Genomic DNA, 12,953 nt, shown 5'->3' with positions numbered 1-12,953 from the left:
ATCCTATATAAATTATAGACGTAAAAAATCATTAAATAATGCAAACACCGTTAAGCTTAATAACAGTGCTGCGCCAATTCGATAACAGATGCTTTGCACCCGCTCAGAAACAGGTTTTCCTTTAACAGCTTCCATTGTTAAAAAAACTAAATGACCGCCATCTAATACTGGTAATGGAAATAAATTCATAATCCCTAAATTTACACTAATCAATGCCATAAAAATTAAAAAATACACCAATCCAATATTTGCTGATGCGCCAGCACCTTTTGCAATAGAAATTGGCCCACTTAAATTATTTAATGACAAATCGCCAGTAAGTAATTTCCCTAATATTTTCAAGGTTAAAAGGGAAAGTTGTCCTGTTTTTTCAATGCCTTTTTGTAAAGATTCAAGAATACCATATTTTAATTCAGTACGGTATTCATCCGCTAATTTTGTCAAGGTTGGGCTAACCCCAACAAACCATTTGCCATTTTGATTACGCACTGGAGTTAGGACTTTGTCAAATGTTTCTCCATTACGTTCAATTTTTATAGTAAAAGTTTCGCCTTGTTCGACCTGTTTTATAAAATCTTGCCAAGGAAGTGCGGTTAAATTTTCTGTTAAAATTTTGTCTCCTATTTGTAAACCCGCTTTCTCAGCGGGAGAATTTTGAACAACTTTAGAAAGCACCATTTCAATTTTAGGACGCATAGGCATAATCCCTAATGCCTCAAAAGCACTTTCTTTTTCGGGATCGAATGTCCAATTTGTAAGATTTAAAGTCCGTTGTTGTTCAATATTAGAATTGAAAGGAGAAAGGGTAATCTTAACATTAAGCTCCCCCATTTTTGTTGCAAGTAGCATATTGATGGTTTCCCAATCTTGAGTTTCTTCGCCATCAATTGTAAGAATTTGCGTATTGGGTTCAATGTGGGCTTGTGCTGCGATTGAGTTTGGTGTTATTGATTCAATCACTGGTTTAACCGTTGGCATTCCATAAAGGTAAATGACCCAATAAGCAAAAATTGCAAAAATAAAATTAGCTAAAGGGCCTGCAATAATTACAAATGACCGTTGTAATACGCTTTTACTGTCAAATGCTTGTGATTTTTGCTCAGCAGGAACTACTTCATTACGTCCATCAAGCATTTTTACATAGCCGCCTAAAGGAATCATTGAAACCGCAAATTCTGTACCATATTTGTCAATGCGTTTCCAAATTACTTTTCCAAAACCAATGGAAAAACGATGGATTTTTATACCGCACTTTCTCGCTGCCCAAAAGTGACCATATTCGTGAACGGATACTAATACAGCAATAGCAATGATAAAAGAACCTAGTGACCACAAAAATGACATTCAAAATCCTTATAACACAAAGAAATAGAAGTAGCTGAAAAAAGGTACCGCGGCAGTCAAGCTATCAATGCGATCTAATACACCGCCATGACCAGGAATCAATTGGCTACTGTCTTTAACTCTTGACTCACGTTTAAACATACTTTCAGTTAAATCGCCCAATACTGAAATTGCAACTGTCGCTACAGAAAGAATGATAAATCCAGTAATATTTCGATTGCCTACTAAAGTATTGTTAGAGAAATGAATAAAGATAAAAGCAAGCACTAATGCTGTAATTAATCCACCAATAACCCCTTCCCAACTTTTACCTGGCGATACTTTAGGGGCAAGTTTACGTTTGCCAAAGGCGCGTCCGCTAAAATAAGCACCAGAATCAGCCGCCCAAACAAGTACAAATACGTAAAGTAATAAAAATAAGCCGTGATAAGGATCATGGGTATAGTGTTCTAAACGTAAACGTAATACACCTGCGATAAATGGAATCAACGTAGAAAAGGCAAATAAAAGTTGTAAAAGTGGATTTTTAGACCAAAATTTAGCTGATTTAGGGTAACTGATCACAAGTAACAAAGCTAAACCCCACCAGCTAACAGCATTTATCAATAAAAGCTGAAGATGTTGTTCAAACACACGCCCTGCATCTAAATAGTTGCCCTCAGTATAGAGCCATAAGAAGATAAATACGCCTAAAAAGGTAGTCACAAAAAAACGTATCAAAGGTTGTTTTAGGCGAGCAAATTGAGTCCATTCCCAAATGCCTAAAATCGCTACCGCCCCTAAAGCGAGGGCAAAATAAAAAGGTGTGAATAAAAATAGTGCACATAAAACTGCAGCAATTAACACAATAGCAGATAAAACTCGTTGTTTAAGCATAATTTTAATCCGTTTAACTATTCAGTCCCGCCAAAACGGCGATGACGTTGTTGATAACTTGCAATCGCGCGATTAAATTCTAATTGATTAAAATCAGGCCAAAGCACATCGGAAAAATATAATTCCGCATAGGCAATTTGCCATAATAAAAAGTTGCTTATGCGCTGTTCTCCACTGGTGCGAATTAATAAATCCACAGGTGGTGCATTTTGGGTTGCAAGATGATGTTGAAAAGTCGAGTTATTAATATCTGAAACTGACATTTCTTCTTTTTTAACTTTTTCTGCAATTTGTTTAGCGGCTTGAATAATATCCCAACAACCGCCGTAATTTGCCGCAATATTGAGTGTAAGCGCGGTATTTTTTTCTGTTAAATTTTCCGCTTTTTTGATTTTTTCTTGTAAAGTTTCACTAAAACGAGATACATCGCCAATAATTTTCAGACAAATATTATTTTTATGTAATTTTTTCACTTCGCGATCCAAGGCTTGCATAAAAAGCGACATTAACGCACTGATTTCTTGTTCTGGGCGACTCCAATTTTCGCTACTAAAGGCATAAAGTGTGAGTACTTCCACACCGATTTGTCGTGCATAAGCCACTGCTTTGCGTACCGCAGTAACGCCATTGGTGTGTCCGAAAATTCGCATTTTATTTTTCTGTTTTGCCCAACGACCATTACCATCCATAATAATGGCAACGTGTTTTGGTATATTTGTTTGATCCAACTCTATCATTATTTTTATTATTGAGAGACCTCTATAAATTTGGTGGTAAACTATATCATAAGTTATATTGGCTTGCTATGAATTCCTTTGTTCTAATCTGTTCTGTAAAAATTGAAAATTTATTGTAAAAAACAACTAAAAAACCACCGCACTTTTTATTTCTCTCCCTATTAATTTTTGCCATTTTACGGTATTCTATGGCACATTTTCTATTGTCAAAATGCTGCAAAAGTGCGGTTAAAATTTAAGGTGATTTTATGCAAGAACAATATCGCCCCGATATGATCGAACCAAAGGTTCAACAATATTGGGCAGAAAATAAAGTTTTCAAAGCAATCAAAGACGAATCTAAAGAAAAATATTACTGTCTTTCTATGTTCCCATATCCTTCTGGCCGCCTGCATATGGGGCATGTGCGCAACTACACTATTGGTGATGTCATTTCTCGTTATCAACGCATGCTAGGCAAAAACGTATTGCAACCATTTGGTTGGGATGCTTTCGGCTTACCAGCAGAAGGTGCGGCGATCAAAAATAAAACTGCGCCTGCTAAATGGACATACGAAAACATTGCCTACATGAAAAAACAACTTCAACTTTTAGGCTTTGGTTTCGACTGGGATCGTGAAATCGCAACCTGTAAACCCGACTACTACAAATGGGAGCAATGGTTCTTCACTGAGCTTTACAAAAAAGGCTTGGTGTACAAAAAAACCTCAACCGTAAACTGGTGCCCGAATGATGAAACAGTGCTCGCAAACGAGCAAGTACACGAAGGTTGTTGCTGGCGTTGTGATACACCTGTGGAACAAAAAGAAATCCCACAATGGTTTATCAAAATTACTGACTATGCAGAGCAATTATTAGGTGGTTTAGATACCCTTCCACAATGGCCTGACATGGTAAAAACCATGCAACGTAACTGGATTGGTCGTTCTGAAGGGGTAGAAATTACCTTTGATGTTGCAAATACCAACGAAAAAGTAGCAGTTTACACCACGCGTCCAGATACCTTTTATGGCGTAAGTTATTTAGGCATTGCGGCAGCACATCCATTAGCAAGTTTAGCAGCTCAAAACAATTCCGAATTAGCCGCCTTTATCCAAGAAGCGAAAAACGCAAAAGTGGCAGAAGCTGATCTTGCGACAATGGAGAAAAAAGGAATGGCAACGGGATTATTTGCTATTCATCCATTGACGGGTGAAAAATTACCAATTTGGGTTGCGAATTTCGTATTAATGCACTATGGCACTGGCGCAGTAATGGCGGTTCCAGCTCACGACCAACGTGACTTTGAATTTGCTCAAAAATACGGTTTACAAATCAAGCAAGTTATTGAACCCATTGCTGATGAGGAAATTGATTTAACTAAACAAGCCTTTACTGAACACGGCAAACTCGTTAATTCAGCTGAATTTGATGGTAAAGACTTTGATGGTGCATTCAACGGTATCGCGGATAAATTAGAAAAATTAGGTGTTGGAAAACGTCAAGTTAATTACCGTTTACGTGACTGGGGCGTTTCTCGCCAACGTTATTGGGGTGCACCAATTCCAATGCTAACCCTTGAAAATGGCGATGTAGTACCTGCACCAATGGAAGATTTACCTATTATTCTGCCTGAAGATGTGGTAATGGATGGCGTAAAAAGTCCAATTAAAGCAGATCTTAACTGGGCCAAAACAACCCTTAACGGCGCACCAGCGTTAAAAGAAACGGATACCTTTGATACCTTTATGGAATCCTCTTGGTATTACGCGCGCTACACTTGTCCACAATATCAAAATGGCATGCTTGATGCGGAAGAAGCAAACTATTGGTTACCAGTGGATCAATATATCGGCGGTATCGAACACGCAACAATGCACTTGCTCTACTTCCGCTTCTTCCACAAATTATTGCGTGATGCAGGATTTGTAACCAGTGACGAACCAGCCGATAAATTATTATGTCAAGGTATGGTGCTTGCAGACGCCTTCTACTACACAAGTCCAACCAATGAGCGTATTTGGGTGAGTCCAACACAGGTAACTCTTGAACGTGATGAAAAAGGTAGAATTATTAAAGCGACTGATCCTGAAGGGCGTGAATTAGTCCACAGTGGCATGACAAAAATGTCGAAATCCAAAAATAACGGTATTGACCCACAAGAAATGGTAGAAAAATATGGTGCCGATACTGTTCGCCTCTTTATGATGTTTGCCTCTCCAGCAGAAATGACCTTGGAATGGCAAGAATCTGGCGTAGAAGGTGCGAAACGTTTCTTAGGGCGTGTTTGGAATTTGGTATATCAATATCAACAAAATCCAGCAAAAACTAGCCTAGATTTGACCGCACTTTCCGCAGAACAAAAAGTGCTTCGCCGTGAAGTTCATAAAACCATTGCGAAAGTGAGCGATGATATTGGTCGTCGTCAAACATTTAATACTGCGATTGCTGCAGTGATGGAATTGATGAATAAACTGACTAAGGCATCGCTTGATAGCGAGCAAGATCGTGCAGTTATGGCGGAGGCATTAAGTGCAGTTGTTCGTATGCTTTATCCAATTACGCCACATATCTGTTTTGAATTATGGCAAGCTCTTGGCAATGAAAGTGCTATTGATACTGCAGAATGGGTAAAAGCCGATGAAGCCGCAATGGTAGAAGATGAAAAACTGATTGTTGTGCAAGTAAATGGCAAGGTTCGTGGCAAAGTTACTGTTGCGGCAGATGCAGATGAAGACACAGTCAAAACGATTGCTTTTGCGGATGAAAATGTGAAGAAATTTATTGATAATCAACACATTGTCAAAGTGATTTATGTCGTAGGTAAATTATTAAACGTGGTAGTGAAACCATAATACATAGGGTGTGTGGATTTAAAATTCACGCACCATTTTTTATAGGTATGTGAAATATTTACATTTTACACGTCCTACAATAAAGGTAATTTTTATGATCAACTCAATCAAGACTTTACTGCTTATCGCAACATTAGCAATTCTTTCTGCTTGCGGTTGGCATTTTCAACAGTCGGTTACTATGCCAAGTGAATGGCGAACATTAGCCCTTGAAAGTGATGACTCTTATAATGATTTTACTGTTATTATGCGTCGCAAATTGCAGGAAAATCAGGTTAATGTCGTCAATTTAGAACAAAATATTCCCATTTTACGTATTAATAAACAGATTACTTCAGATCAAGTCGCGTCTATTTTTAAGCACGGACGTGAGGCAGAAAAACTTTTAATGTTGGAAGTAGAAGCCACTTTCCGCCTTGCTAATGGCGAAAGCTATCCAATCAATGCGAAAGTAAACCGTACTTTCTTTGATAATGCACGTGCAGCATTAGCCAAATCAGAAGAACGAGAGGTAATTTGGAATGATATGCGCGAGCAAGTAGCACGTCAATTAATCGTAAAAATAATTGCGTTACAAAATCAAATAAAAAGGAAATAATGAACCGCATTTTTCCAGAGCAACTAAATCATCATCTTGCGCAAGGCTTGGCTAGAGTTTATCTCTTGCAAGGGCAAGATCCTTTATTACTTAGTGAAACTGAGGATACTATTTGTCAAGTGGCAAACCAGCAAGGTTTTGATGAAAAAAATACTATTCAAGTTGATAGCCAAACTGATTGGGCGCAACTTATAGAATCTTGTCAATCTATAGGGTTGTTTTTTAGTAAACAAATACTAAGCTTGAATTTACCTGAAAATTTCACCGCACTTTTGCAGAAAAATCTGCAAGAACTTATATCCGTATTGCATAAAGATGTCTTGCTTATTTTACAGGTAGCAAAATTGACTAAAGCGATTGAAAAGCAAACGTGGTTTATTATACTTAATCAATATGAACCAAATACAATACTGATAAATTGTCAAACACCGACGGTAGAAAACTTACCACGTTGGGTAAAAAATCGTACCAAAGTAATGGGATTAGACGCTGACAATGAAGCAATTCAACAACTTTGTTATAGTTACGAAAATAACCTGCTCGCACTCAAACAAGCTCTGCAGCTTTTAGATTTGCTCTATCCTGACCATAAACTTAACTACAATCGTGTTATTAGCGTAGTAGAACAATCTTCAATTTTTACACCATTTCAATGGATTGATGCTTTGCTAATGGGAAAAGCAAATCGTGCTAAGCGTATTTTAAAAGGTTTACAAGCTGAAGATGTGCAACCTGTTATTTTATTACGCACACTACAGCGAGAATTATTTACGTTGCTTGAACTCACAAAACCACAGCAACGTATTGTGACAACGGAAAAACTTCCAACTCAACAAATTAAGACTGAATTTGACCGTCTAAAAATCTGGCAAAATCGCCGACCGCTCTTTTTAAGTGCGATTCAACGTTTAACTTACCAGACTCTCTACGAAATTATCCAAGAGCTTGCCAATATTGAACGCCTTGCTAAACAAGAATTTAGTGATGAAGTGTGGATTAAACTCGCTGATTTATCTGTAAAAATTTGTTTGTAGTCACAAGGCAAATAAAATAGACAATATTGAAATAAGATTTTGATAAAAAAGAAATTTTTTGCTGGAAAAATGGTCTCTACCTACTTCCATTTTTTGAACTTATCCCTTGTCATACCTAAAATTAATAAGAGTGTTAGTATCTAAAAAGGGAACAAAACAGGGAACATCACTATAAAAAATGGTCTTTTTTGATGTCATTATTTGGGAATTATTTGGGAATTATTTGGCAAGTTAGAAAATTTATTAATCTTTAATTCTCGTTTAATTTCGTTTTATCTGTCAAGCGTGAAATAAACAAAAAGCGAATATTTTTGTTCGTTTTGTGATAAGTGTTTGTTTTTCGGTATAATATGCCCGTTTAGTTTTTGGCTAAATTTCATAATAAATCTTTCGTTGTATGGTTTTTTTTCCTAAGTCCCTGCGCCAACCAAGTCCAAGCCTCGCGGGGCTTTTTTGCCCCCAAGTCAGTGCACGGCTTAAAACAACTTGCCTTGCACTTTATCTTGCCCTTTTAACTGTGCTAATCGTTCTTCATTCGTCATCGGCTTAATGCCTTTTTCCTGCAAAGTTTCTTTTTCGGTTTTATCCCAGTTGTTCGCTTCGGGGCAATCCACATAAACCGCCCTTTTAATGTTACTAATCTGCCCGACAAAATTGGCGTTTAATTGCCCACATGATGAAGGCTTTTTTTAAATTTATAGCTATCTAAAATTAAACTTTCTGTTTCTTTTTTCGGGAATTCTATATATAGAATTTTTCCTATAATTAATTCCTCTAATTTGTTTAATATGTCGAATTTAAGTATGCTAATCGGCATGGAATTTTCCGACTTTTGGGGGCACTAAATACAAGATCATTAATACATGTTCTTTCTACATTGTGGTTTATATAAATTGAAAAAGGCAATAAATCAATTTGATAATAATGCAATAAATCATCTACTGTTACTGGCTCGCCAAATTCTCTTGTCAATTTATCCGCTACCTGTTGCAAGCTATACCATTTTCTAGGGGGTAATGTTGGTTTATTTTTTGCCATAATTTTTCTTATCCTAAGTAAAAATAAAGCCCAGTTTAGTGGGATGTTCTTTGTTCTGCGGTTTTATAGACTTCTAATCGTTCCCTTTTTCCAACAGATACAACAATAATAGTGATTTCCTGATCTCTTACTTGATAAACTAATCGATAACCAGCGCTTCTTAATTTGATTTTATATAAATCATTTTCGCCCTTTAATTTGTCGGCTTGAATGCGTGGATTTATCATTCTTTCGGCTAATTTATTTTTAAATTGTTGGCGTAAGGTTTCCCCCAATTTATTCCATTCTTTTAATGCGCGTTTATCAAAAATGAGTTTATAAGTCATTTAGATCAACCTCTACTGGTTCTAGGGTGGCTAGCCGTTCATTTGCCATTCTGCCGAGCTCTAAATCTTCGATTAATTCTTGCATATGAGAGAATAATTCGGGGGTGATGCAATAAAATGCGGGTTGGTTTCGGTTCAATATTGCGACTATTCCGCTTTCGCTTTCTTGAATTACGCCCATTGGGTTTCGTTTTAAGTCTGTAATGCTTGCCGCTTGTTCTGCCAGTATTTGATGTAATGCCATATAATGCCCCTTTTAGTGTTTAATTTAACGATATGATAACACCACTAAAAACCTTTTAAAAGATACAAAAAAGCCCTTTTTGGGGCTTGATTAGTGGTGATTGCGTTCGAGTTTTTTGCATCGTTTGATATATTCAGTTGTGAGGTCTATGGCTTCGCGTTCAGTAAGTGCTGCAAAGGTGCGCTATAAATTCCGCCTTCATAATATCGCCCCCACGGTCTGAAAATGAATCCAGCTGCTTGAATATATCTTCTTTTCTCATTTTGTTATTTACGTGAGTTTGTCGCATTGCTCCCCCTATTCAAACGTAAAACAAGCGGACGCGGTGGCTTTATTGTTGAAAGTGCGGTTGTTTTCTAACGCACTTTGTTCAAGCTGCCCCCATAATTCACGCATAAATCGAGGCTTTTCATTCGCCTGTATGATTCCACGTGAAATATAATCCTGCACGCTGTAATTGATAAATAAATGCACGGCTTCAAGCAATTTACTAGCACATTCTTCAGGAGTTATCTGTTCCATTATTGCACCTCATCAATGCCTTCAATTAGCACCGCATGGCGGTGATTTTCTAGCAAGTAATCAAGCATCACAGAGAAATAAATTTGCACGTTATTTTGTCTCGGTTCTTGTTTGAAGAACAAGCGAGCGGTGTTTTGCTTGAAGTAAATCGCAAGGTTAGAAAACGTTGTAATTAAAATGTAGTCTGCCGGAAAGAAAGGTGCGGAAATTGCACGGAGTCCGCCAATCAGGTTTTGTGCGGTGATTGGCGCGCCGTTTTGGCTGTTGAGCTGTTTCGCATCAAGATTGACTAATGCACTGCTCAACATAATTTCCCCACGTCTGCATAATCTCTTGTCTAGAACGCCATTAATTCCTTAGGCGGTATTGATGGAAAATTCTTAGTAATTGGCTTTTTAAATCTTTTGGATAATCTTGTAAAAGGATTATTTTCTAACACGCCTTCATCAATCGCATTATCAAATATTTGTTTTATTGCAATGCATAACTTATCGCATATACCTGTTCCCTCTATGGGAAGTAGAGCATTATCAAAAGATCTCAAATTAATATTTTTAGCTAACAATCTAGAAAAATTAAATCTATCAAACAAATAAAGCTCTACTCTTCTATAAACTTTCTCAATACTATTTTCTTTTAACTCACCCTTCTTTAATCGTTTATCACGCCATAGCATAGCAAGCTCTTTAAAGGTCACAGATTTCTTCTCTTTCTCCTCTTGCTGCATACATTCTTCTTCAGCAGGATCTATACCTTGTGCCAATAGCCCGCACCATATACGAGCCTTATCCCTATCAGAAAATAGTTGCTCTTTATCGGTTGGTTTAATTCCATGAATATAAGAATCAGTGAATTTTTTTGAAAAGTCTCTAGCCATTGTTCAAACCCTAATAAATAAAAATTTACCGTTCTTCTGTTCCCTCGTTTTTGTTCCTTCATAAAGAGGGAACATTTAAGGGAACAATAAAAACGAACAATGACAAACAATAAAAGACGAAAACAACAATAAGGTTGATTCTAAAATGCTGTTTTTATGATGTTTTTTGACAGAAAAGACGTTATTTGACAAGTCGAATGGTCCCCCCTACCGGACTTGAACCAGTGACCAAGCGATTATGAGTCGCCTGCTCTAACCGACTGAGCTAAGGGGGGGAAAGTGCGGTAATTATAGAGAAATAATCACTTGAAGTCTATAAAAGAAGGGATGATTGACGAAAAATCAACCATCCCTTTTATCATTATTGAAGCACTGAAATATCAGCTACTTGTAAGAATAACCCTTGAAGTGTGTTCAATATCGCCAAACGGTTTTGGCGTAATGCTGGATCTTCAGCATTTACCATCACGTTATCAAAGAAGCTGTCTACCGGTGCGCGTAAGTTTGCTAATTTATCTAACACTGCAGTGTAATCGCCTTGTGCGATAAGCGGTTGTACTTCAGTGCGTAATACAAGTACCGCTTCAGCAAGGGCTTTTTCTGCTGGCTCTACGCAAGCGGTTAAATTGATCTCGCCAATTGCAGCATCCGCTTTGGCTAAGATGTTGCTTACACGTTTGTTTGCTGCTGCTAACGCTTCCGCTGAATCTAAAGTACGGAAGTGTGAAACCGCACGTACACGCGCATCAAAATCAGCTGGGCGAGTTGGACGACGTGCCAATACCGCTTGAATTACATCCACCGCAATGCCTTCATCTTGATACCATGCACGGAAACGACCGAGCATGAAGTCCACCACATCAGCAACCACGTTTTTATTCGTGAGTTTATCGCTGAAAAGTGCGGCTGATTTTTTCACTAAATCTTCTAAATCCAGTGGTAAGTTTTTCTCGACGATAATACGCAATGCACCTAATGCTGCACGGCGTAATGCGAACGGGTCTGCGCTACCTTTTGGTGCTTGGCCGATACCGAAGATACCTGTTAAAGTGTCAAATTTATCCGCTAAAGCAACCGCACTTGCAACGAGTGATTTTGGTAACTCATCACCCGCAAAACGTGGCATATATTGTTCGTTTAACGCCACTGCCACTTCTTCATCTTCACCGTCGTGACGAGCATAATGCATACCCATTACGCCTTGCGTATCAGTGAATTCGAATACCATGTTGGTCATCAAATCACATTTTGACAGTAAGCCAGCACGTTTTGCTTTCGCTTCGTCTGCGCCTATTTGTTTTGCAATTTCGCCTGCAAGTTGTTCAATACGGTCAGTTTTGTCTTTCAATGTACCCAATTGTTGTTGGAACAACACGGTTTCTAAACGCGGTAAACGATCAACCAGTTTTTGTTTTAAGTCGGTTTTGAAGAAGAATTCCGCATCGGTTAAACGTGGGCGAACCACTTTTTCGTTCCCTTCGATAATTGCGGTTGGATCTTCTGGATTGATGTTCGAGACAAAAATAAAGTGCGGTAATAATTTGCCGTCTTTATCATAAATCGGGAAATATTTTTGGTCGCCTTTCATGGTGTAAACCAAGGCTTCCGCAGGCACGGCTAAGAAACGTTCTTCAAATTTTGCTGCTAAAACATTTGGATATTCCACCAACGAAGTCACTTCTTCAAGCAAGCTTTCTTCAATATCAGCCACGCCGCCAAGTGCGGTCGCTTTTGCTTGAGATTTTGCCAAAATTTCTGCTTTACGTTCATTGAAGTCTGCTACCACAGAACCTTTTTCACGCAATAATTGCGGATATTGGTCTGCATGTTGAATTTCAAATTCTTTCTCGCCTAAGAAACGGTGACCGCGAATGGTGCGAGCACTTGCTACACCTAAAATTTCGCCTTCAATTAACTCATCACCTAACAACATAGTCACAGTATGAACTGGGCGAATAAATTGCACAGTTTTGTCAGCCCAACGCATTGGTTTTGGAATTGGCAATTTCGCTAACGCATTTGCCACAATGTCGTTTAATAAGTTTTTGGTCGGTTGGCCTTCAATTTTCGCACAATGAACGAGCCATTCACCTTTATCAGTCGCAATGCGTTCTGCTTGCTCAACAGTAATGCCACAACCACGCGCCCAGCCTTCAGCCGCTTTAGTTGGTTTACCTTCCGCATCAAAGGCTGCTGATACTGCAGGCCCTCGTTTTTCGATTTCTTTGCTCGGTTGTTGTGTCGCCAAGTTCAACACTTTCACCGCTAAACGACGCGGCGCCGCAAACCATTCGATTTTGTCGAATGATAAGCCCGCTTGGATTAATTCCGCCTCAACGTTATCCGCAAAAGAGGTTGCTAATGTTTTGAGAGCTTTTGGTGGCAGCTCTTCCGTGCCGATTTCTACTAGGAAGTTTTGGGTTGTCATTTTGTTTCTCTTATTTAAAAATTCTGTAGATTTAAATTCTTATTTTCTTCGTTATTACTTCTGCCAAATCTCCCCTACCCCTCTTTGCTAAAGAG

At 38.3% G+C, this 12,953-nt stretch carries 14 protein-coding genes and 1 tRNA gene; 3 read left to right on the top strand and 12 right to left on the bottom strand.

Going from position 1 to position 12,953, the window contains the following annotated elements; translation table 11 throughout:
• Nucleotides 1-12 precede the first annotated feature (12 nt).
• The 3 genes from rseP to uppS are packed head-to-tail and all read right to left on the bottom strand — an operon-like array spanning nt 13 to nt 2,957.
• Nucleotides 13-1,344: an RIP metalloprotease RseP gene (gene rseP / locus HMPREF2813_RS04630; protein WP_014551015.1), complete on the bottom strand. Its 1,332-nt coding sequence runs from the start codon at nt 1,342-1,344 to the stop codon at nt 13-15.
• Between the two features lie 9 nt (nt 1,345-1,353).
• Nucleotides 1,354-2,220 (bottom strand): phosphatidate cytidylyltransferase, encoded by an 867-nt coding sequence (locus HMPREF2813_RS04625; protein ID WP_005686182.1) that lies wholly within the window; start codon nt 2,218-2,220, stop codon nt 1,354-1,356.
• A gap of 17 nt (nt 2,221-2,237) precedes the next feature.
• On the bottom strand, nt 2,238-2,957 hold the full coding sequence (gene uppS, locus HMPREF2813_RS04620; RefSeq protein WP_005655860.1) for a polyprenyl diphosphate synthase: 720 nt from the start codon (nt 2,955-2,957) through the stop codon (nt 2,238-2,240).
• Between the two features lie 248 nt (nt 2,958-3,205).
• On the opposite strand from uppS, the gene leuS reads away from it, so the two are divergent.
• From leuS to holA, 3 genes are all read left to right on the top strand, one after another.
• A complete protein-coding gene (leuS, locus tag HMPREF2813_RS04615; protein ID WP_005659126.1) occupies nt 3,206-5,791 on the top strand; it encodes a leucine--tRNA ligase in 2,586 nt (861 codons plus the stop codon).
• A 94-nt stretch (nt 5,792-5,885) separates the two neighbouring features.
• Nucleotides 5,886-6,389 (top strand): LPS-assembly lipoprotein LptE, encoded by a 504-nt coding sequence (gene lptE, locus HMPREF2813_RS04610; RefSeq protein ID WP_005659127.1) that lies wholly within the window; start codon nt 5,886-5,888, stop codon nt 6,387-6,389.
• A complete protein-coding gene (gene holA, locus HMPREF2813_RS04605) occupies nt 6,389-7,423 on the top strand; it encodes a DNA polymerase III subunit delta (RefSeq protein WP_005659128.1) in 1,035 nt (344 codons plus the stop codon). The genes lptE and holA overlap by 1 nt, the downstream gene beginning before the upstream one ends.
• Before the next feature lie 476 nt (nt 7,424-7,899).
• On the opposite strand, the gene HMPREF2813_RS09870 is transcribed toward holA, so the two are convergent.
• The 9 genes from HMPREF2813_RS09870 to glyS all read right to left on the bottom strand — a co-directional run bounded on the left by HMPREF2813_RS09870 (nt 7,900) and on the right by glyS (nt 12,858).
• Nucleotides 7,900-8,037, bottom strand: coding sequence for a hypothetical protein (locus tag HMPREF2813_RS09870; protein WP_005659136.1), 138 nt, complete (start codon nt 8,035-8,037; stop codon nt 7,900-7,902).
• Between the two features lie 169 nt (nt 8,038-8,206).
• Nucleotides 8,207-8,461: a hypothetical protein gene (locus tag HMPREF2813_RS09555; protein ID WP_014551014.1), complete on the bottom strand. Its 255-nt coding sequence runs from the start codon at nt 8,459-8,461 to the stop codon at nt 8,207-8,209.
• Nucleotides 8,462-8,496: 35 nt separating this feature from the next.
• A complete protein-coding gene (locus HMPREF2813_RS04600) occupies nt 8,497-8,787 on the bottom strand; it encodes a type II toxin-antitoxin system RelE family toxin (protein WP_014551013.1) in 291 nt (96 codons plus the stop codon).
• On the bottom strand, nt 8,777-9,031 hold the full coding sequence (locus HMPREF2813_RS04595; RefSeq protein WP_005651514.1) for a type II toxin-antitoxin system Phd/YefM family antitoxin: 255 nt from the start codon (nt 9,029-9,031) through the stop codon (nt 8,777-8,779). The genes HMPREF2813_RS04600 and HMPREF2813_RS04595 overlap by 11 nt, the downstream gene beginning before the upstream one ends.
• A gap of 297 nt (nt 9,032-9,328) precedes the next feature.
• Nucleotides 9,329-9,553 (bottom strand): hypothetical protein, encoded by a 225-nt coding sequence (locus HMPREF2813_RS04585; RefSeq protein WP_005659141.1) that lies wholly within the window; start codon nt 9,551-9,553, stop codon nt 9,329-9,331.
• Nucleotides 9,553-9,861: a P2 family phage major capsid protein gene (locus HMPREF2813_RS04580; protein ID WP_005659142.1), complete on the bottom strand. Its 309-nt coding sequence runs from the start codon at nt 9,859-9,861 to the stop codon at nt 9,553-9,555. Before HMPREF2813_RS04580 ends, HMPREF2813_RS04585 begins: the two co-directional genes overlap by 1 nt.
• Nucleotides 9,862-9,890: 29 nt before the next feature.
• Entirely contained in the window at nt 9,891-10,430 is a 540-nt protein-coding gene (locus tag HMPREF2813_RS04575) for an integrase (RefSeq protein ID WP_005659144.1), read from the bottom strand.
• Nucleotides 10,431-10,628: 198 nt separating this feature from the next.
• Nucleotides 10,629-10,705: transfer RNA gene (locus tag HMPREF2813_RS04570), tRNA-Ile, on the bottom strand.
• Between the two features lie 86 nt (nt 10,706-10,791).
• Complete coding sequence (gene glyS, locus HMPREF2813_RS04565; protein WP_005686190.1) at nt 10,792-12,858, bottom strand: glycine--tRNA ligase subunit beta; 2,067 nt, start codon at nt 12,856-12,858, stop codon at nt 10,792-10,794.
• Between the last annotated feature and the right edge of the window lie 95 nt (nt 12,859-12,953).

Source organism: Haemophilus sp. HMSC066A11 (assembly GCF_001811665.1).
Taxonomy (GTDB): domain Bacteria; phylum Pseudomonadota; class Gammaproteobacteria; order Enterobacterales; family Pasteurellaceae; genus Haemophilus; species Haemophilus influenzae.
The sequence above is the reverse complement of the archived record's forward strand: the minus strand, read 5'-3'. Positions and strand labels throughout refer to the sequence as shown.